The organism is Leucobacter sp. NPDC077196 (assembly GCF_040687075.1).
GTDB lineage: Bacteria > Actinomycetota > Actinomycetes > Actinomycetales > Microbacteriaceae > Leucobacter.
The window spans coordinates 1-20710 of the sequence record NZ_JBFBML010000001.1 but is presented as its reverse complement, the minus strand read 5'-3'; the positions used below and the strand labels follow the sequence as shown (position 1 = coordinate 20710).

Sequence of the window (20710 nt, the reverse complement as noted above, 5' to 3'; positions counted from 1 at the left end):
GCGCCCGCCACCCTCGATCAGTCGGGGCGGCGGGCGCTGTCGCGTGCGCGGTGTGAATTACTTGCCGACGTACCCGTCGGCAACGTTCAGCGCCTCGTCGATGATGTCGAGACCCTTCACGAGGTCTTCCTCCGAGATGATCAGCGGAGGCGCGACCTGCAGACGGTTGCCCGCCGCGAACGGCCAGAGACCCGCCTGCTTGCACGCGGCGACCACCGCGTTGAACGGAGCCGCAGCCTCGCCCGCCGCATTGAAGGGAATGAGCGGCTCGCGGGTGTCGGGATCCTTCACCAGCTCGATCGCCCAGAAGAGCCCGGTACCGCGCACTTCGCCGACGGACGGATGCTTCTCAGCGATCTCGCGCAGGCGGGGCTTGACGATGCGCTCACCGAGATCGCGCACGCGCTCGAGAATGCCCTCCTCTTCGAAGATATCGAAGGTCGCAACGCCAGCAGCGGCGCCCAGCGGGTGTCCGCTGTAGGTGAGCCCGCCGGGGAACGGCTTCTGATCGAAGGTCTGGTGCACGGCCTCCGAGATGACGACGCCGCCCAGCGGCACGTAGCCCGAGTTCACGCCCTTCGCGAAGGTCACCAGGTCGGGGTGCACATCGAACGCCTGGAAGGCGAACCAGTGGCCCGTGCGACCGAATCCGGCCATGACCTCGTCGGCGATGAGCAGGATGCCGAACTCGTCGCAGAGGGCGCGCACACCGGCCAGGTAGCCGGGAGTCGGGATCAGGATGCCGTTCGTGCCCGTCACGCTCTCGAGAATGATCGCCGCGATGGTCGCCGGCCCCTCGAGCTCGATCGTGGCGCGCAGGTGCGCGAGCGCCCGCTCCGTCTCCTGCTCCGGCGTCTCCGAGTAGAAGACCGAGCGGTAGGGGTAGGGCCCGTGGAAGTGGACGACGCCGGCGTCGAGCGTGCCGTTCGCCCAGCGGCGCGGCTCGCCCGTCAGCGTGATCGCCGTCGATGTCGACCCGTGGTACGACCGGTACCGGGCGAGCACCTTCTGGCGACCCGTGTGGTGGCGCGCCATGCGCACGGCGTACTCCACCGCATCGGCGCCGCCGTTGGTGAAGAACACCGAGCGTGCGCCCTCGAAGGAGTGCTCGACGATGCGCTTGGCGAGCTCGCCGCGCACGTCGTTCGCCATGGCGGGCTGGATCGTCGCGAGGCGCCCGGCCTGCTCCTGGATCGCCTTGACGAGCCCGGGGTGCTGGTGGCCGAGGTTCAGGTTGACGAGCTGGGATGAGAAGTCGAGGTACTCGGTGCCGTCGTAGTCCCAGAACCGAACGCCCTCGCCCTTCGCGATCGGCAACGGGTTGATCGCGCCCTGCGCGGACCACGAGTGGAAGACGTACTGCCGGTCGTTCTCGCGCACCTCGCGCTGCGCCTCGGTGTCGCCGAAGCTCTGCTCGGCGCCGTTGAGGTCGATGTAGTCGCTCATTCGGTCAGCTCCTTAGTGGTTGCTCGGGAAGCCGAGGTCGATCTTCGACTGGTCGGCGTGCGGCCAACGGGTGGTGACGACCTTCGACCGGGTGTAGAAGTTGATCGACTCGGGGCCGTAGATGTGGGCGTCGCCGAAGAGCGAGTCCTTCCAGCCGCCGAACGAGAACGCACCGACCGGCACGGGGATCGGCACGTTGATGCCGACCATGCCGGCCTCGACCTCGAACTCGAACTGACGCGCAGCGCCGCCGTCGCGGGTGAAGATCGCGGTGCCGTTGCCGAACTGGTGCGAGTTGATGAGCTCGAGGCCCTCCTCGTAGCTGTCGACGCGCACCACGGCGAGCACCGGCCCGAAGATCTCCTCGAGGTAGACCTTGCTGTCGGTCTTGACGTGATCGATCAGCGAGACGCCGGTGAAGAAGCCCTCGCCCTCGAACTGCGCTTCGCGACCGTCGACGACGACTGTGGCACCCTCTGCCTCGGCGCCTGCGACGTACCCTTCGACGCGCTCCTTGGCCTCGCGGGTGATGAGCGGTCCCATTTCAGATGCGGGATCCGTGCCGTTGCCGATCTTGAGGTTCGCGATACGGCTGGTGAGCTCGGGGATGAGGCGATCCGCCACGTCGCCGACCGCGACGACGACGGAGACGGCCATGCAGCGCTCGCCGGCGGAGCCGTAGGCGGCAGAGATCGCGGCGTCAGCGGTCACATTGATGTCGGCGTCGGGCATGACGAGCATGTGGTTCTTCGCGCCGCCGAGTGCCTGCACGCGCTTGCCGTTGGCGGCCGCGCGCTCGTAGATGTACTTGGCGATGGGCGTGGAGCCGACGAACGAGATCGCCTTGACGTCCGAGCTGTCGAGCAGCGTGTCGACGGCGACCTTGTCGCCGTGCACCACGTTGAGCACGCCGTCGGGCAGACCGGCCTCGCGGAAGAGATCCGCGATGAAGACCGAGGCGGAGGGGTCGCGCTCGGACGGCTTCAGCACGACGGTGTTGCCGCAGGCGATCGCGCTCGCGATCATCCAGAGCGGCACCATGACCGGGAAGTTGAAGGGGGTGATCGCCGCGACCACGCCCACCGGCTGCTTGATGGAGTGCACGTCGACGCCGGTCGAGACCTGCTCGTCGCGCTCGCCCTTCAGCAGGTGGAGCAGCCCCGACGCGAACTCGACGTTCTCGAGACCACGCGCGATCTCGCCTGCGGCATCCGAGAGCACCTTGCCGTGCTCGCTGGTGACGATGGCTGCCAGCTCCGGCGTGCGCTGCTTGAGCAGCTGGCGCAGGTTGAAGAACACGTCCGCGCGCTTCGTGAGGCTCGTCTTGCGCCACTTCGGCAGCGCGGCCTGCGCCGCGGCGATGGCCTGTTCGACGGTCTCGACGGATGCGATGCTCAGCTCGTGCTGGGCTTCGCCCGTGGCCGGGTTGTACACCGGCTGGGTGCTCTCTGCGGTGTCAACCTTTTCGCCGCCGATGACGTGGGGAATGCGTGCCATGTGTTCGCCTTCTTTCCTCTGAGATGCAGGTGTGCGTGCAGTTTGGTGGGCGATTGCCGCAGTATCGGGCAATCTGTTCGGGTTCATAAGACCCGCCGCAACCCAGTGTGACAGGCGTCATCCGCCGAAACGACCGCAATCCATCCAGTTCTCGCATGTCTCCCGTACACTTTGTATGACATGAGCGAAACCCGTACCGACGCGCCCCCCGTCACTGTGGCCGACGCGCTCGCCCTTCCCGAGCTTCGCGCCGGTTCACCCGAGCTCGTCGCCGGGCGATCCGGTCTCGATCGATCGATCCGGTGGGCCCACGTGGTGGCGGGCGCCGGGGCGCTCCCGCTGCTCGAAGGCGGCGAGCTGATCCTCACCACCGGCGCTGGGTGGCCGACGGATCACCTCGCGCTCGCAGCCCTCGCCCAGTCGGTGGTCGCCGCCGACCCGGCAGCTGCCATTCTCGAACTCGGAGCCCACTTCGATGCCGCGCCGGCCGCGCTCGCGAGCGCGTGCGAGCGCCACGGCATCCCGCTGATCGTGCTGCACCGAGAAGTGCGATTCGTGCAGATCACGCAGCGCGTGCATCAGCGCGTGCTCGCGGCGCAGACCGAAGCGCTCGCGGCGCGCGCGGATGTGCACACGATGCTCACGGAGCTCGGCCTGAATCGCAGCCCGGTCGATTACGTCGTCGAGCGTCTCGCCGAGACCCTCGACGCTCCGGTCGTGCTCGAGGATTCCGCTGGCCGCGTGGTCGCCTGGGCCGGGGGCGAGCTGCTCCCCCAGGCGGCGCTCGCCCCGTGGGCCGCGACGCACCCGGGCGCGCTGCCCACGGGAGCCGATTCCGTCGCCGTCGAGGCGCAGGGGAAGCGGTGGGGCCGCCTCTCCGCGCTCCCCGGGCCGCCGCACGCAGCCGGTCGACGCACCGTGCTCGAACTCGGAGCGTTCGCGCTCGCGCTCGGCAAGCTCGCCGACCCCGACGGGGAGCAGTGGTTGCGGTTGAGCTCCAAGCGCCTCTTCGACGCTCTCCTCAACGGTCGCTACCGCAGTGACACCGAACTCGCGACGCAGCTCGCGGCTGCCGGCCTCCCGATCGACGGGCGAGTGCTGCTCGGCGCAACCCTGCGCGGCACCGAAGATTTCGGAGGTCACTCCTCGCTCGAACGCGCCGTACTCGAGACGGCGCTGCGGCGCGCGGTCGCCCCGGAGGGCCGCGTGATCCTCGTCCCCGACCCGACCGACTCTGCGGCGCCCACGGCTGGTTCCCGCGCCTCCGACGGCGACCACGATCGCACTCCGCTGCTCGCGCTCCTCTCGTTTCCCGCCGACGACCCCCGCATCTCGGCTGTCGCCGATTCGGGATCCGCCCCGCCGCTCGCGGTTCGCCTGGCGCGCGAACTCGACATGCTCATCCCTTCCCCGACGCCCACGGGGTGGCGCGCGCACCTCGGTCTCGGCGCGCCCGGCCGAGGCATTCGCTCGCTCATCACGTCGCTTGAACGCGTGCGGGCCGCCGGGCGTCTGAGACCGACAGCGGCGACCGGCCGGGTCACCGTGCAGCAGGCCGAACGGCAGGCGCTCGCGTACCTGGTGCGCGGCCTGTCGGCCACGCCCGAGGTGCAGGAGTTCGCCGCAGACGCGCTCGGCCCCCTCATCGCGCACGATGCGGGCACGGGGCCCGGGCACAGCGGCGACCTGCTGCTGGTGCTGCGGGCGTATCTCGCGCACCCCACGAACCGCTCGCTCGCAGCTCAGCGCGCGCGACTCTCGCGTTCGGTATTCTATCAGCGGCTCGCGCTCATCGAAGAACTGCTCGGCGTCGATCTCGCCGACGGAACGACGATTGCGACGCTCACGGTCGCGCTGCTGGCGCGCAGCGACTGACGGCTGCGCCCGCCTCAGTCACGCCACAGGCGGGGATATTCGTGCCCGAGTTGGATGACGAGGCGGCGCAGCGCCGGCAGGGAAAGCCCGATCACGCAGCTCGGCGAACCCTCGATGCGTTCGATGAACGCCCCGGCGAGGCCGTCGATGGCGAAGCCTCCCGCGAGCTCGAGCGGCTCGCCCGTCGCGACGTACGCTTCGAGCTCGGCGTCGGTCAGGTCGCTCGCGAGCGTGACGGTGGCCGTGTCGACCGCACCAACTGCAGCGCGCGTCTCGCCCGCGGTGCAGTCGATGAGCCAGTGCCCCGAGTGCAGCACGCCGGTGCGGCCGCGGTGCTGCTTCGAGCGTTCGAGGGCGACCTCGGGGCGATGCGGCTTCCCGAGAATCTCGCCGTCGAGTAGAAACATGGAGTCGCCGCCGAGCACCAGTCCGTCGATTTCTCCCGACCCGTCGGGCCCGTGTCGGCGCACCACGTCCTCAGCCTTGAGCCGGCCCAGGTACTCGGTGAGCTCCGGTGCCGTCAACGCCCTGTCAAGCCGTTCTTCACGAGCGGCGACCTCTGCCTCCTCGTCAACCTCGGGAGAGAAGCACACGGGTTCGATACCCGCCCCGCGCAATACGGAGAGCCGGGCGGGAGACGTGGACGCGAGGTAGAGACGCATGGTCAGCAGTTTAGGCGGCCCGAAAAGTCCCATATGCACTGCACACACTCAGATCCGCTGCCTAAACTGCGAGTAAACGGAATGACCGATCGGGAGCGGCCCGGAGCAGTGCGCGAGAGCGGGGGCGCAGACTGCTACACGGGCGCGCGCTACACCAGTACGTTCCGCCTCGACAACCCCCTGTCAGAGGTCGGGCATCCCGTCGTACCTTGTGGTCATGGGGATGCACCGTGCCTCCCCGTGAACGGAAGGAGTTCTCATGGGTTTCCTCGGATTTTTGCTGCTCGGGCTGATCGCAGGGGCTATTGCGAAGGCCATCCTGCCGGGTCGCCAGGGCGGCGGCTGGATCGCCACCCTCATCTTGGGCGTCATCGGCGCTCTCATCGGAGGCTGGCTGGGAGGCCTGCTTTTCGGGGCCGACCTCGGTGAGTTCTTCTCGATCGAGACCTGGTTGGTCGCGATTGGCGGATCGATTGTCGTTCTGCTGATCTGGGGCCTCATCACCGGTCGCAAGGGCAACCGCGCGGCGTAATTCCGCCGCAGTATGGCGGCGCGCACGCGCCGCGGCACGAGGTCGGCCTCGCGCAATGGGAGAATGAAGGCATGACTGCATTGCACAGCTCAGCCCCGCTCGAACCCGGCGCAGAGGTCGACCTCGTCGTCACCGGCATCGCTCACGGCGGTGTCGGTGTCGCGCGTCATGAGGGTCGCGTCGTCTTCGTGGCTGACGCCATCCCGGGCGAACGCGTCCGGGCCGTCGTGACGGATGCGAAGAAGAAGTCGTTCGCTCGCGCGACGGCCGTCGAGGTGCTCGACGCCTCGGCGGATCGCCGCGAGCACATCTGGGCAGAAGCCTCCATCGCTCGTGCGCCTGAGGATCGAGCCGGAGGCGCGGAGTTCGGACATATCTCGCTCGACCGCCAGCGATCGCTGAAGGCCGAAGTGCTCGCTGATGCGATGCAACGCTTCGGCGGTGTCGAGTTCGCAGCCGAAGGCGATGACGATCTCGCGAGCGCCCTCGCCGAGATCGTCGAGCCCCCGCCAGCCTTCATCGACGAAGACACAGACGAACCAGAGGCCGACACGGGTCTCGGCTACCGCACGCGCGTGCGACTCCACGTGGACCCCGAGACCGGCGCCGTCGGCCCGTACGCGGCGCGCAGCAGGCGCGTGATCCCCGTCGAATCTCTGCCGCTCGCCACGCTCGGCGTCAATCAGATCGCCCCGCTTGCAGACCTGATGCCCGGCGTTGACACGGTCGATCTCGTGGATCCCTCGGGCGATGATCCCCGAATGCTCCTGACGCTTGCCGGTGAGAAGCAGCGCTCGGGTGCCAGCGATCCGATCCACGAATGGGTTGAGGATCGCGGGTTCCTGGTGCGCGCCGGCGGTTTCTGGCAGGTCCACCGGGCTGCCCCCGCCGTGCTCTTCACCGCCGTGCGCGACGCCGTCTCCGATCTCATCGCCGACGGTCGGTTCGAGCCGGGCGCCGGCAACCTCGACCTGTACGGCGGAGCCGGGCTGCTCGCCGCAGCCGTCGCCGAGGCAGCGGGCACCGGTGTGAAGATCGCAACGGTCGAGTCGGATGCCGCCGCGACCGAAGACGCCGCGGAAAATCTGTCAGCCCTCGTGGGAGCGCTCGCGCACACCGCCCGGGTCGATCGGCACCTCGCCGACCTGCTGAAGGCCTCCGCCCCGGTGCGAGATCGCCTGCGGCGCGGCACCGTTGTGCTCGACCCGCCGCGCTCCGGCGCTGGCAACGGCGTGACCGCACAGCTCATCGAGCTCTCGCCGCAGAACATCGTCTATGTCGCGTGCGACCCCGTCTCGCTCGCTCGCGATACGAAGACGCTGCGCGCGGCGGGCTACGAGCTGACCGGTCTCCGCGCGTTCGATATCTTCCCGCACACGCATCACTTCGAGTCGCTGGCAGTCTTCAAGCGGGCATAACCGGCTGGCGACATCGAATCCTCGCAACCGCGCTGAAACCGTTCGCTGCGATCATGGGAGCATGACGACGGCGTTCACACTGGTTCAACTCTCCTATTTCAGCGCGGTCGCGCGGCTGGAGAACATGACGGGGGCCGCTGCCGAGCTCAACGTCACCCAATCGACGCTGTCGAGCGCGATCTCGCAGCTCGAGCGGGAACTCGCCGTAGAACTCTTCACCCGGGATCGCGGGCGGGGCCTCCAGCTAACGCCAGCAGGGCGCGCACTGCTCGCTCGCGGTCCGGCCCTGCTCGAGGAGGCCGACCTGCTCGCGTCTTCGGTGAGATCGGCGAGCGAGGCGCTCTCAGGTGAACTCACCGTCGGCATCTACGCCCCGCTCGCGCCGTTTCGCGCCCCCGAGATTCTCGACCGGTTCGAGGCCGCGTACCCCGACGTGCAGCTCACCTTTTTCGAGGGCGACCAGGGCAGCCTGCAAGACGCGCTGCACGACGGCCGGTGCGAGGTGGCACTCATGTACGAGCTCGGCGTCGACCATCGCTTCGAGCGCACCGTGATCGACCGTGTGCCGCCGCACGTCATCGTGCCCGAAGCCCGAGCTCAGGCACTCGCGGGCCGATCGGTCGTCAGTCTTAGGGAGTTCGCTGAAGAACCGTTCATCCTCCTCGACCTGCCCCACACCGGCGACTACTACCTGCGCCTCTTCCGGCAGCTCGGCCTCGAACCGCACATCAGGCACGTCTCGCTCGGGTACGAGACCGTGCGCTCCTACGTCGCCCGCGGGCACGGCTACTCGATTCTGAACCAGTGGCTCGATCAGGGCCTCACCTACTCGGGTAAACGCGTGATCCCGCTCAGGCTCTCCGACGAGTTTCCGCCCACCGAGGTCTCCCTGGTGCAGCGCCGCGACATTTCGGCGACGCGCAAGGCCCAGGCCTTCGTGGAAACCTGCCGCGAGATCTATCAGGGCAGCGCACAGCCATCGATTCCTTCGATCGGCGATAACGGAAGTTCCCATTAGACGCGGCTTCGCTCCTCTTCGAGGATGGGGGAGCCCGGTCACCGCCGCTGATCCACTTCGACCCGACCCCGACCGGGACATCCATGGAGGACGCAATGACGCCGAATTCCGACCCTGCCCGACCCCTCACCACCGAGCGGGTGGCCGAGCACGCCACCGCACTCCCGCCCACGGACCCCGTCAACCTGCCGACCGGTCCACTCCCCGTCGCCGAGCGAAAGCAGCTCGACAAGAAGCGCCTCCGCGTGCTGCTCGCCGGCAGCGTCGGCCAATTCATCGAGTTCTACGATTTCAGCCTCTACGGCTTATCGGCGCTGACGCTCGCGACCCTCTTCTTCCCGAGCGACAACCCCGCCGTCGGGCTGCTCTCGACGTTCGCGGCGTTCGGTGTCGCGTTCTTCATCCGCCCGCTGGGCGGACTGTTCTTCGGCGCCATCGGAGACCGGTACGGGCGCCGCCCCGTGCTGTACATCACGCTGCTCACGATCGGCATCGCCACGGCTGGTATCGGCCTGCTGCCGACCTATGCGCAGATCGGGGTGGCCGCGCCGATCCTGCTGGTGCTCTGCCGCCTGCTGCAGGGCTTTTCGGCCGGCGGAGAGTCGGTCGGCGCACCGGCGTTCGTCTTCGAGCATGCTCCGAAGCATCGGCGCGGCCTGTGGCTGAACATCACGCTTGCGGCCACGGCGCTGCCGTCGGTCATCGGCGGCGCCTTGATCCTGACCCTCTCGCAGAGTCTTCCCGCTGAGGCGTTCGAGGGGTGGGGCTGGCGCGTGCCGTTCCTGCTCGCCCTGCCGCTCGCCGCATTCGGACTCTGGATCCGCTCGCGCACCGATGAATCTGAGGCGTTCAAGGAGGTGCAGGCCGAGCAGCAGCAGAGCGCGGAGCGCCCGACGCCCATTCGCGACGCCTTCCGCGAGAACTGGCTGAAGATGCTGCAGGTCATCATGGTCATGGGACTCACCGCGATGGGGTTCTACTTCCTCTCCGGCTACTTCGTCTCGTACGTGCAGACCGCCGGCGACCTGTCGCGCGAGAGCTCGCTGCTCGCCAACGCCGCGGCGATGCTGCTCTATGCGCTGCTGCTGCCGGTCGGGGGCATCATCGGCGACCGCGTCGGGCGCAAACCGATGCTGATCGCCGGCGCTGCCATCATCGCGGTGACCGCCGTGCCGGCGTTCATGCTCGTCACGTCGGGATCGCTGCCGCTCGCCATTCTCGGCCAGTTCCTCTTCGTCGGCGCCGTGTGCGTCTACGGCGGCGGCTGCTACACGTTCTTCGTCGAGATCTTCACGACCCGCACGCGCTTCACCTCGGCGGCGGTGAGCTACAACGTCGGGTACGCCATCTTCGGCGGCACCGCACCGTTCATTGGAACGTGGCTCGTCGAGACCACCGGCTTCGGCGCGAGCCCGGGCATTTACATGGCGGCGGCCGCCGCCATCGTGTTCCTCGTGCTCGTGCTCACCCGTATCCCCGAAACCCACCCGCTGAAGCGGAAGCCCGCGACAGGAGTTGCCCGATGACCGACACCGCGTTCCTCGAAGATTTTCACGCCGTCTCCCGGATCGGCGCGACACCGGCGAACGGGGTGGACCGCCAGGCCGCAACCGCAGCCGACCGCGAGACCCGCGAGTGGTTCCGCGCCTTCGCCGAGCGCCGCGGCTGGGAGACTCGCGTCGATGGCATCGGAAATCAGTTCGCGCTCGTCGAGCTCGTGCCCGGAGCACCCTACGTGCTGCTCGGCTCGCATCTCGACTCGCAGCCGCTCGGAGGCCGTTTCGACGGCGCATATGGCGTCATTGCGGGGCTCCACGCGGCAGAGCGCATCGCCGAGCGCGCTGCGGAGTCGTCGGCCGAATTTTCCGAAGCCCCCGCCTACAACGTGGCCGTCGTCAACTGGTTCAACGAGGAGGGCGGTCGGTTTCCGCCCTCGATCATGGGCAGCTCGGTCTTCGCGGGCATCAAGAGCGAGGACGAGATGCTCGAGGTGCGGGATCTGAGCGGTACGTCGGTGCGCGAGGCGCTCGACGGCATCGGCTACCTCGGCACCGACGAGCGACCGGTAATCGCGTCGTACGCCGAGATCCACATCGAGCAGGGCCGCATCCTCGAGCGCGATGGCCTGCCCATCGGTGCTGTCGATCGCAGCTGGTATACCCAGAAGCTCGACGTTGAGGTGCTCGGCGAGCAGTCGCACACCGGCGCCACCGCGATGGCGGATCGCCACGACGCGCTCCTGGGCGCTGCGAAGGTGATCGCCAAAGTGCACGAGGTGACGGCGCTCTTCGAACCCGAGACCCTGGTCTCGTCGGTCGGCCAACTGACCCTGGAGCCCAACTCCCCCATCGTGGTGGCGCGCCGCGTGCGACTCGTCGCCGATCTCCGGGCCGACGACCCCGCCGTCGTTCGTGCCGCTCGGGATCAGCTGCTCGGCGACATCGCAGAGATCGCGGAGGCCTATGGGCTCACCATCACCGCCCGGGATTTCGACGTGCGCGACAACCAGCACTATCCCGAGTCGGGTCTCGCGCTCGCCGAGGCCGCTGCGACCGACCTCGGGCTCGGCTCGCGCCGCATTCGCACCATGGCCGGGCACGACTCGGTCGCGATGAACCGCATCGCACCGACGGTGATGCTCTTCATCCCGTCGGTCGACGGCGTCAGCCACTGCGAACGCGAGTACACGCGCGACGAAGACATGATCGACGGCGTCGCGATGCTGGCCGAGGTCGGCTGGCGACTGGTGCACGGAGCGCTGCAGGCGGAGCTCGTCGCGGCCCCGGCCTCCGCGCCTGCGAACGCGTGAGTGGACGGAGCACGACCATGACACCGACCGCTCTCGGCCGAGATCTCGATCTCGCATACATCGACGCGCACACCGCGAGGCGACGCTTCATCAGCGGCGACCTCACGCCGAGCGAACTGCTCGAGGCGACGCTCGCCCGCATCGACGAGGTGAACGGCGACGCGACGCACGGCGGCGTCAACGCCTTCACCGAGGTGCTCGCCGACTCCGCGCGGAAGGCGGCGCGAGCGGCTGACGGGGCGTACGCGGCCGCGGCGCCGGGCGATGCGCTTCCTCCGCTCCTCGGGGTTCCCGTCGCGACGAAGGAGAAGCACGGGATCGCGGGTCGCTCCCTCGTGCAGGGCCTCGAAGCGTGCCGCGGCGCCGTCGCCGAGGCGCACCACCCCGTGGTTGAGCGGATCCTCGCCGCTGGAGCCGTGATCCACGGTCGCACGACCTCGCCCGAGTTCTCGTGCGCGACCACGACGCACTCTCCCATGTGGGGCGTGACGCGCAATCCGTGGAATCTCGATGCCACACCCGGCGGTTCGTCGGGTGGAGCCGGAGCGGCGCTCGCCGCCGGCATGGCGGTGCTCGCCACGGCCTCCGACATCGCGGGCAGCACCCGTATCCCGGCAGGGTTCACGGGCACCGTCGGGTACAAGGCCCCGTACGGCCGCATTCCGGGAGTCCCACCGCTCTCCGCCGATTGGTACCGCGGCGACGGGCCCATGGCCCGCACGGTCGCAGACACGGCGCTGCTCGCTGAAGTGATGAGCGGGCGTCACATCGCCGACCACGGATCCTGGGGGCGTCAGGGCGATGGCGAGCTCACCGCAGCGCTCCGGGGCGCCGACGGCGCCGGCGGCCTGCGCGTGGGGCTCTCGCTGACACTGGGCGACTATCCGGTCGCTCCCTCGGTACGGGCGCAGACGCTGCGCGTAGCCCGGGCACTCGAAGCCGCGGGTGCCGAGATCGTCGAGGTCGCGCTCCCCTGGACGACGGAGCGCTTGCGCCGCACGGCGTTCGCCCACTTCGGCCACATCCTCGGGCCGGCGATGTCGCAACTCACCGCGGGCACCGAGTCGCAACTCGCCGCGTACACACGCCGCTTCATCTCCGACGCCGAGCGGGCCGCCGCCGGAGTGAGCCTCCCCGATTCGCTCGCACTCGACGCGGCCGTGCAGTCGGAGCTCGCCACTGCCATGCAGGGCATCGACGTGCTGCTGACACCGACGCAGGCCGTGGAGATGCTCGACGTCGACGGCGACTACCTCGACGGGATCGATGCTCTCGACGCCGACGGCTCGACACGGCACCTGGAGCATTACTGGGAGGCGCACCTCACGAGCCCCTTCAACATCGCCAACCGGGTGCCCGTGCTCTCGGTACCCGCGGGCGTCTCATCTGTCGGCGTGCCCATCGGGGTGCAGGTCGTCGGCCACCCGTTCGCGGAGGCGTCGGTGTTCCGTGCCGGCTCGGCGATCGCAGATCTCGTCACGATGCCGCCCTACCCGCGGGCGATCGGGTGACGCCCGGCTCCCGCTCCTACGGCGCGACGACCCGGACGATGCCCTGCATCTCGGGGTGGATCGAGCAGAGGTAGGCGTACTCGCCCTCCTCCGAGAACTGATGCGTGTAGCTGCCCTCGACGAGGAGTTCGCTCACGAAACTGCGATCCTCGGCGACGACGTCGTGCTCGTTCGGCCCGACGAACTCCCACTGCACCGCCTGACCCGGAGCGATCTCGACCTCGGCCGGCTCATAGCGGTTGTCAGTCACGGTCACCGTCACCACGGCCTGCACGTCGTCGTCCGAGGGCACCGGCTCCGGCGCGCCCGGCGCGCAGCCGGCGAGCAGCACCGCGGCAGTCGCACCGAAGATCCCGACGGCACCGGTCAGCAGACGTCGCCGCGAAATACCCCTCGTCATCGCGCCGCCGCGCTCAGTGCTGATGCAGCGCGCGGGCCGCATCAGTGATCGCACCGGTCATCGACGGGTAGACGGCGAAGGCCGAGGCCACCTGGTCGACGGTGAGCCGGTGCTCGACGGCGAGCGCGAGCGGGAAGATCAGCTCACTGGCGCGATGAGCGACGACGACGCCGCCGATCACGGTACCGGAGGCCTTCCATGCGAACAGCTTCACGAAGCCGTCGGTGAATCCGATCATCTTCGCGCGCGGGTTGACGCTCAGTGGAATGGTGTGGGAGATGGCCTTCGCGACGTCGGAGGCCTCGGCGAGCGAGTTCTCGTTCCACCCGACCGTCGCGATCTCGGGATAGGTGAAGACGTTCGCCGCCACGTTGCGCAGATCGATCGGGCGCACGAAGTCGCCCAGCGCGTGCATGATCGCCGTGCGACCCTGCATCGACGCGACCGACGCGAGCGGGAAGAAGTCGGTGCAGTCGCCCGCCGCGTAGATCGAGGGCACGTTCGTGCGCGCGACCTTGTTCACGCGGATGTGGCCGCTGTCGGTCAACGAGACGCCCGCCTCGGCGAGGCCGAGACCCGCAGTGTTCGGGATCGAGCCGACCGCCATGAGGCAGTGCGTCGCCTCGATGGTGCGCCCGTCTTCGAGTTCGACGAGCACGCCGTTCTCGGTGCGGGTGACGGAGGTCGCGCGCGACTTCGACATCACCTGCATGCCCAGCCGGGTGAACTCGCGCTCGATCACGCCCGCGGCGTCACGGTCCTCGCCGGGAAGCACCTGATCGCGGCTCGAGACGAGCGTCACCTCCGAACCGAGGGTGCGGTAGGCGTTCGCGAACTCCGCTCCGGTCACGCCCGAGCCGACGACGACGAGGTGATCTGGCACGCTCGGCAGATCGTAGAGCTGCTTCCAGGTCAGGATGCGCTCGCCGTCGGGCTTGGCCGAGTCGAGCTCGCGCGGGCTCGAGCCGACTGAGACGACGATGGTGTCCGCCTCGATCCGGTCGAAATCGGTGCCACCCCCGCCCGCGGCCGTCGAGATCACCACAGCGTTGGGGCCGTCGAGGCGGCCCTCGCCCTGCACCACGCGCACGCCCGCATCTTCGAGCGACCGCAGCATGTCGACCGACTGAGCGCCCGCCATTGCCAGCAGGCGCTTGTTGACCGCGGCGAGATTGACGGCAATTTCGGGGCGAACGGGCTTGCCGTCGCCGCCAGGCACGAATGCCTGTACGCCGAGTTTTCCGGAGTCGCGCACGCTCTGCGCTGCGCTCGCCGTCGCGATGAGACTCTTCGAGGGAACCACGTCGGTGAGCACCGCCGCTCCGCCCACGCCTGCGCGTTCGATCAAGATGACTTCTGCGCCGAGCTGAGCTCCCGCGAGCGCCGCCTCGTAGCCCCCTGGGCCGCCGCCGACTATCGCGATCCGATGCTTACGTTCATTCGCTTTCGCCATAGTGCAAGTCTACGCAGCCGCGCGGCACGCGACCGCCGAACGTTCGGGGTTACTCGCCGCGCTGGCATTCCGTGCGGCACTCGCGCTCGCAGTACCCCGGCCAGCGCTTCTCGAGCCGACGGTCGAGCCCCATCCAGTACGTCTGCATCACCGAACTCGTGCGGGCACCCATCCACAGCTGGATGTTGCGCACGGCCTCTCCATCGGCCCACAGCCACTCGTCGAACCACGCATCCACCGCGCCGGCAAGTGCCTCGCCGCGTCGGCGGCCGAGCCCCGGGCGCGGGCTCTGCTCGCGCGCCTCGCGGCACAACCATGTCACGCCCACGTTGGGCGGTGCCGGCAGCGTCTCGATCTGGATCTCGGAGAACACCTCGATGAACACCCGCCCGTACGATGTATCGGGAAGCTCGCGCAGCCATTCGCCGAGCTGCGGCAGGTCTGAAGCGTCGCCCGCCGCAAGCACACAATCGATGCCCTCGGGATCGACGACCGAGACAGCCTCGGGAAAATCGAATGGTTCGGAGAAGTTCACAATCTCATCTTAGGGCGTCCTAACCTTGATCGGAAGATCTCACAGCGAATTCGACGCCCATGCAACTCTCTCCTTCCACGCGCGTCACGACGGGTCACGTAACCGAGGGCGTATGGCCATTCGTTTAGGATCGAGCCAGACCAGACTGCGCAGGTGAGAGATCTCGATCCCTCGCGTGCGCCGGTGTCGCCACCACACGATGAAGTTGGAAGGACCGCCACACATGACGAGGATCGACTCCTTCGCATCGACCGCGCTGGACAGCGTTACGGGCAGGGATGCGATCGGGGGCGGCCTTCCCCTTCCCACCCTCCGCTCGCGCACCGCCTACGCGCCCGCAGCGCTCGAGCGCGATCCCGGAATGCCGGCGTCATCGTGGCGGTTACGCAGCGACGCGTGGGAGTATCTGCGCTTCGCCGTGAAGCGACTCGCGACCGACTCGGACGCGGCCACCGCCGACGCACTCGCCGCAGACGGTGAGGTGCACCGCAACCTGCGGGCGCTCGAAACCATCGAGCTCTACTGGGCGGGTTTCGGCCAGCGCTACGTCACCGCGATCGGCGAACTGCTCGAAGCCGGAGACTACCGCACCGCGCTCGACCGCATCGGCCGAGTCGTGAACCGGCTGCGGCACGACACCGTTCCTGATGAGCCTCGCGACGAGTTCCTCGACGAGCAGGAGCGCGCCGAGTTCACCGTCGATACTGACCCGCGAACTCGCTTCGAGGTGCTCATCGTCGACGAGACGACCGCTCAGGATCGCGACGGCCTGCGTGCTGAATTGCTGCGCCTGCGCGGCCCGGCCGACGACTTTGTCTACGACTACGTCGTCGTACCCTCTGCCGACGACGCCGTCGCGGCCGTGCTCACCAACCCGAACATCCTCGCCTGCGTCGTGCGCCCCGGGTTCAGCGAGCACACCCGGCAGAAACTGAGCCGAGATCTGCAGGAGGCGATCCGACTCGCCCGCGCCGAGGTCGTGCCCGGCGCCGCGCCGGCGCGGAGCTCGCTCGCCTCGGTGCAGCGCGTGCTGGGTCTCGCCGATACGCTCGCCGCGATCCGCCCCGAACTCGACCTCTACCTGATCGCTGGAGCGCACATCGAGGATCTCGCCGGCGCGCTCACCCGGCGCTTCCGCCGTGTGTTTCGGCGGGAGGATCAGCTCGAACTCCATCTGACGCTGCTGCGGCGCGTCTCCCACCTCTACGACACCCCGTTCTTCTCGGCGATTCAAGACCACGCGCGGCGCCCCGTCGGCGTCTTTCACGCTTTGCCCGTCGCCCGCGGCGGCTCGGTCGTCGGATCGAAGTGGATCCGCGACCTCGCGGACTTCTACGGCCTGAACCTGCTGCTCGCCGAGACGTCGGCAACGTCGGGCGGACTGGACTCGCTGCTCGCCCCGACCGGCGCGATCAAGAAGGCGCAGGACCTCGCCGCCCGCGCGTACGGGGCGAAGCACACCTTCTTCGTGACGAACGGCACCTCGACCGCGAACAAGATCGTGCACCAGGCCCTCATGGCGCCGAACGACGTCGTGCTCGTGGACCGCAACTGCCACAAGTCGCACCACCATGCCGTGATGCTGACTGGCGCGCGCCCCGCCTATCTCGAGGCGTACCCGCTGAACGATTTCGCCTTCTACGGCGCCGTGCCCATCGACCGCATCAAGCAGCTCCTGCTCGACTACCGAGCCCAGGGCAGGCTCGACGAGGTGCGCATGATCACCCTCACCAACTGCACCTTCGACGGCATCGTCTACGACCCGGAGCGGGTGATGGCGGAGTGCCTCGCGATCAAACCCGACCTCGTGTTCCTCTGGGACGAGGCGTGGTTCGCATTCGCCGCGTTCCACCCCGTGACGAGGCGCCGCACCGCGATGGCAGCCGCGAAGCGACTCGAGCAGCAGCTCGGCACGACGGCCCATGCCGCCGCCTATCGCGCGCAGCAAGCGCGGCTGTTCCCCGCAGGCGGCGAGACTCCCGGCTCCCCCGCCGCCGATGATGTCTGGCTCGCGGAGCGCCTGATCCCGGCGCCCGACGCGCGTATCCGCGTGTACGCGACGCAGTCGACGCACAAGACCCTGACCGCGCTGCGGCAGGGATCCATGATTCACGTCTACGACCAGGATTGGGTGCGCGACGCAGAGGAGGCGTTCCACGAGGCCTACATGACGCATACGTCGACCTCGCCGAACTATCAGATCCTCGCCTCGCTCGACATCGGCCGCCGTCAGGTCGAGCTCGAGGGATTCGAGCTCGTGCAGCGCCAGCTCGACCTCGCGACCAGCCTGTCGCAGGCGATCGCCCGGCACCCGCTGCTGCGCCGCACATTCCGGGTGCTCACTGCGCACGATCTCGTTCCCGGTGCGAACCGCGAGGCGGGGCGACCGATGCCGCTGCGCGATGGGCTCTCATCGATGTGGCAGGCGTGGGCGACCGACGAGTTCGTGGTCGATCCCTCGCGCATCACCATCGAGATCAGTCGCACCGGCGTCGACGGCGACACCTTCAAGCACGAGTACCTCATGGATCGCTACGGCATTCAGGTCAATAAGACGAGCCGCAACACGGTGCTGTTCATGACGAACATCGGCACGTCTCGCAGCGCGATCGCGTACCTGATCGAGGTGCTCGTGAAGCTCGCGGAACGCTTCGAAGAGGCGCGGGCCCAGCAGGATCCCGAGCTCCTCGTTCCCGATGAGGTCGCCATGCCGCCGCTGCCCGATTTCAGCGCGTTCTCGCAGCGCTACGCCACCGACGGGGTGCTGCCCGACGGCGACATGCGCGCAGCGTTCTTCCGGGGGCAGCAGCGCGGCGCCGTCGAGCACGTCTCCCCCGCCGAGCTCGCCGAGCGGGTCGGGCGAGGCGAGCAGCCCGTCTCAGCCGGATTCGTCACGCCGTACCCGCCCGGGTTCCCGGTACTCGTTCCCGGCCAGGTTATCTCGGCCGAGGTGCTCGACTTCATGGCGGTGCTCGACACCCGCGAGATTCACGGGTACGACGCGCGCCGTGGGTACCGCGTCCTCCGCCCGGAAGCGTGAACGACGTCGGCGGCCGAGTGCTCGGGCGCTCTAAGCTGGAGCGCATGAGCGCCGCAACGTCCGACACCCCCGCCGCCCTGGCCGCTGAAGCCGCCTCCGCCATCGCCCGGTTGACCGGCGTGGAACGGCACGACGTCGCCCTGACCCTCGGCAGCGGGTGGGGCAAAGCCGCCGATGTGATCGGGGAGACCGTCGCGGTCGTGCCCGCAGAGGAGGTGCCCGGCTTTCACGTCTCCGGCGTGCCCGGCCACTCGGGCACGCTCCGGTCCGTCCGGCTCGCGAGCGGCAAGCACGCCCTGATCATCGGTGCGCGCACCCACTACTACGAGGGGCGCGGCGTCCGCACCGTCGTGCACGGCGTCCGCACCGCGGCCGCGGCGGGGGCCGAGATCATGATCCTGACCAACGGCGCCGGCGGCGTCGATCCCGCGTTCCGCGCGGGCGAGCCCGTCCTCATCAGCGACCACCTCAACCTCACCGCCGTCTCCCCCATCGAGGGCGCGAACTTCGTCGACCTCACCGACCTCTACGCGTCGCGCTTGCGAGACATCGCCCGGTCCGTCGAGCCGGGTCTGCAGCAGGGGGTGTACGTGCAGCTGCCAGGGCCGCACTACGAGACGCCGGCCGAGATCCACTACCTGCGCACGATCGGCGGTCAGATCGTCGGCATGTCGACCGCGCTCGAGGCGATCGCCGCGCGTGAGGCAGGCATGCAGGTGCTCGGGTTCTCGCTGATCACGAACCCGGCGGCAGGCATGGGGGATCCCCTGAGCCACGCCGAGGTACTCGCCGAGGGCAAGGCCGCCGAGCCGCGCCTCGCCGATCTGCTGAAGCGCGTCGTCGCGGAGCTGTAGCGCGCCGCCCGCTGCGCGGCTCAGCGCGCCGCCACATCTCTCAGCGCGCCGCCACTCATTTCAGCGGGGTCACTTGTGGAGTGTGTCGACGCCGACCACGCTTCCGACACCCTCCGAACGTGACCCGGCTCGGCGGGACCAGGTGCGGCGCCACTCATTTCAGCATGAGGCCCCGGCGGCTCGAGCGCCGCTAGGATCGGGGCAACGAGCACTCGAGGAGGAGCGCATGGAGTCGGTCGACGTTGTCGTCATCGGAGCGGGGTTCGCGGGACTGGTCGCCGCACGAGAGCTGGGCGCCGCCGGGCTCAGCGTGGTGGTGCTCGAGGCCCGCGACCGCGTCGGCGGGCGCACCTGGACCGACCACCGCTTCGGGCACGATCTCGAGCTCGGCGGCACCTGGGTGCACTGGGTGCAGCCGCACACGTGGGCAGAGATGACCCGCTACGGCCGCGACATCGAGCGCAGCCCCAGCGCCGACGAGGCGTTCTGGCTCGGCGCCGACGGCGTCTCCCGAACAGGCTCCATCGCTGAGTTCATGGCACTCATCGACGACGGCCAGCAGGGCATCATCGACGATGCGCGAGAGGCGATCCCGCGCGGCGTCGATCCGACCACGGGCAGCATCACGCAGCTCGACAGCCTCACGGTGCAGGATCGCATCGACTCCCTCGACCTCACGCCGGAGGCGCGGGCGGCGAACGAATCGGTGTGGGTCGGGCACGTCAACGCCCCGCTCGATCGGGTGGGCCTGTCGAGCGCTCTGCGCTGGGTCGCAGCCACGGGCGGGCACTGGCAGCTCATGCACGAGGCGTCGGCGACCTACCGCGTCGTCGGCGGGATGAGCGCATTCACCGCCGCCATCGCCGCAGACGTGCGCGGCGAGATCCGGTTCTGCGCCACCGTTGCCGCGGTGGAGAGCGATGCCGACGGGGCGAGCGTCGAGCTGATCGACGGCTCGCGGATCCGCGCTCGTCGCATCGTCTCCACCCTTCCGGCGAATGCCATCTCGACGATCGATTTCCACCCGCCGCTGCCCGATGCGTGGCAGCGGCTCTCGGCAGAGCGCGTCGCTTCGCAGGGCACGAAGGCGTGGATCAGGGCGCGCGGCCACGTCACGCGGTTCTTCGCGTACGCGAGTCAGCACGACCCGCTCTCGGTGCTCAAAGCCGAGTACTACGGCGCCGACGCAGACGGCGACTACACGCTGCTCGTGGGATTCGGCCCGGATCACACGCGCCTCGACCTCGACGACGTCGCCGCCGTGCAGGCCGCCGTCGACGTCTTGCGGCCAGGCCTCGAGGTGACCGGCGCGACCGGGCATGACTGGATGGCCGATCCGCTCTCGCAGAACACGTGGATGACGCACCGCCCCGGGCAACTCACGCAGTATCTCTCCGCGCTGCAGCTGCCGCACGGACCGGTGCATTTCGCGACGACCGACAACGCGAACCTGTGGGGCGGCTTCATCGACGGCGCGATCGAGAGCGGCTTGCGAGAGTCGCGCCGCATCGCCGTGGATCTCGCCTAGGCCAGCCCGCAGCCCCTCTTCCCCGCCCAAAAACCGCAGCGGGGTCACTCTTCGTGCTCCGACCTTGCCTCGGGCACGCTCCGAGAACGCGGCGGTGAGATCCATACCGCGAGCGGTCACCCTCGCCCCGGC

The 20710-nt window shown here is 68.9% G+C and carries 16 protein-coding genes; 10 read left to right on the top strand and 6 right to left on the bottom strand.

Annotation, left to right across the window (positions count from 1 at the left end; translation table 11 throughout):
- Positions 1-57: 57 nt before the first annotated feature.
- Entirely contained in the window at positions 58-1446 is a 1389-nt protein-coding gene (locus AB0O71_RS00080) for an aspartate aminotransferase family protein (RefSeq protein ID WP_363740485.1), read from the bottom strand.
- A gap of 12 nt (positions 1447-1458) precedes the next feature.
- On the bottom strand, positions 1459-2943 hold the full coding sequence (locus AB0O71_RS00075) for a CoA-acylating methylmalonate-semialdehyde dehydrogenase (RefSeq protein ID WP_363740483.1): 1485 nt from the start codon (positions 2941-2943) through the stop codon (positions 1459-1461).
- 180 nt (positions 2944-3123) lie between these two features.
- Here AB0O71_RS00075 and AB0O71_RS00070 point away from each other — a divergent pair, with 180 nt between their 5' ends.
- Positions 3124-4818 carry a PucR family transcriptional regulator gene (locus AB0O71_RS00070; RefSeq protein ID WP_363740481.1) on the top strand — a complete coding sequence of 565 codons (1695 nt, stop codon included), beginning with the start codon at positions 3124-3126 and terminating at the stop codon, positions 4816-4818.
- A gap of 14 nt (positions 4819-4832) precedes the next feature.
- Here AB0O71_RS00070 and AB0O71_RS00065 read toward each other — a convergent pair whose 3' ends face one another.
- Complete coding sequence (locus AB0O71_RS00065; RefSeq protein ID WP_363740479.1) at positions 4833-5480, bottom strand: nucleoside triphosphate pyrophosphatase; 648 nt, start codon at positions 5478-5480, stop codon at positions 4833-4835.
- A 259-nt stretch (positions 5481-5739) separates the two neighbouring features.
- Here AB0O71_RS00065 and AB0O71_RS00060 point away from each other — a divergent pair, with 259 nt between their 5' ends.
- The 6 genes from AB0O71_RS00060 to AB0O71_RS00035 all read left to right on the top strand — a co-directional run bounded on the left by AB0O71_RS00060 (position 5740) and on the right by AB0O71_RS00035 (position 12768).
- Positions 5740-6012 carry a GlsB/YeaQ/YmgE family stress response membrane protein gene (locus AB0O71_RS00060; RefSeq protein ID WP_363740476.1) on the top strand — a complete coding sequence of 91 codons (273 nt, stop codon included), beginning with the start codon at positions 5740-5742 and terminating at the stop codon, positions 6010-6012.
- Between the two features lie 71 nt (positions 6013-6083).
- Positions 6084-7430 (top strand): TRAM domain-containing protein, encoded by a 1347-nt coding sequence (locus AB0O71_RS00055; RefSeq protein ID WP_363740474.1) that lies wholly within the window; start codon positions 6084-6086, stop codon positions 7428-7430.
- A 61-nt stretch (positions 7431-7491) separates the two neighbouring features.
- On the top strand, positions 7492-8448 hold the full coding sequence (locus AB0O71_RS00050; protein ID WP_363740472.1) for a LysR family transcriptional regulator: 957 nt from the start codon (positions 7492-7494) through the stop codon (positions 8446-8448).
- Positions 8449-8543: 95 nt separating this feature from the next.
- Entirely contained in the window at positions 8544-9974 is a 1431-nt protein-coding gene (locus AB0O71_RS00045) for an MFS transporter (RefSeq protein WP_363740470.1), read from the top strand.
- Positions 9971-11257 (top strand): M20 family metallo-hydrolase, encoded by a 1287-nt coding sequence (locus tag AB0O71_RS00040; RefSeq protein WP_363740467.1) that lies wholly within the window; start codon positions 9971-9973, stop codon positions 11255-11257. Before AB0O71_RS00045 ends, AB0O71_RS00040 begins: the two co-directional genes overlap by 4 nt.
- A gap of 17 nt (positions 11258-11274) precedes the next feature.
- Entirely contained in the window at positions 11275-12768 is a 1494-nt protein-coding gene (locus tag AB0O71_RS00035; RefSeq protein ID WP_363740465.1) for an amidase, read from the top strand.
- Between the two features lie 16 nt (positions 12769-12784).
- Here the strand turns inward: AB0O71_RS00035 and AB0O71_RS00030 are convergent, their stop codons facing one another.
- From AB0O71_RS00030 to AB0O71_RS00020, 3 genes are read right to left on the bottom strand one after another with little or no spacing between them, the layout of a single operon-like run.
- The gene (locus AB0O71_RS00030) at positions 12785-13168 is read right to left on the bottom strand and encodes a cupredoxin domain-containing protein (RefSeq protein WP_363740463.1); all 384 of its coding nucleotides are present in this window, start codon (positions 13166-13168) and stop codon (positions 12785-12787) included.
- Positions 13169-13181: 13 nt separating this feature from the next.
- Positions 13182-14621: an NAD(P)H-quinone dehydrogenase gene (locus AB0O71_RS00025; protein ID WP_363740461.1), complete on the bottom strand. Its 1440-nt coding sequence runs from the start codon at positions 14619-14621 to the stop codon at positions 13182-13184.
- Between the two features lie 49 nt (positions 14622-14670).
- Complete coding sequence (locus AB0O71_RS00020) at positions 14671-15156, bottom strand: SIP domain-containing protein (RefSeq protein ID WP_363740459.1); 486 nt, start codon at positions 15154-15156, stop codon at positions 14671-14673.
- Positions 15157-15379: 223 nt separating this feature from the next.
- Here AB0O71_RS00020 and AB0O71_RS00015 point away from each other — a divergent pair, with 223 nt between their 5' ends.
- The 3 genes from AB0O71_RS00015 (at position 15380) to AB0O71_RS00005 (ending at position 20578) form a co-directional block, all read left to right on the top strand.
- Positions 15380-18196 carry a beta-eliminating lyase-related protein gene (locus AB0O71_RS00015; RefSeq protein WP_363740457.1) on the top strand — a complete coding sequence of 939 codons (2817 nt, stop codon included), beginning with the start codon at positions 15380-15382 and terminating at the stop codon, positions 18194-18196.
- Between the two features lie 44 nt (positions 18197-18240).
- Positions 18241-19050: a purine-nucleoside phosphorylase gene (locus AB0O71_RS00010; RefSeq protein ID WP_363740455.1), complete on the top strand. Its 810-nt coding sequence runs from the start codon at positions 18241-18243 to the stop codon at positions 19048-19050.
- Positions 19051-19276: 226 nt separating this feature from the next.
- Positions 19277-20578: an NAD(P)/FAD-dependent oxidoreductase gene (locus AB0O71_RS00005; protein ID WP_363740453.1), complete on the top strand. Its 1302-nt coding sequence runs from the start codon at positions 19277-19279 to the stop codon at positions 20576-20578.
- Positions 20579-20710 lie beyond the last annotated feature (132 nt).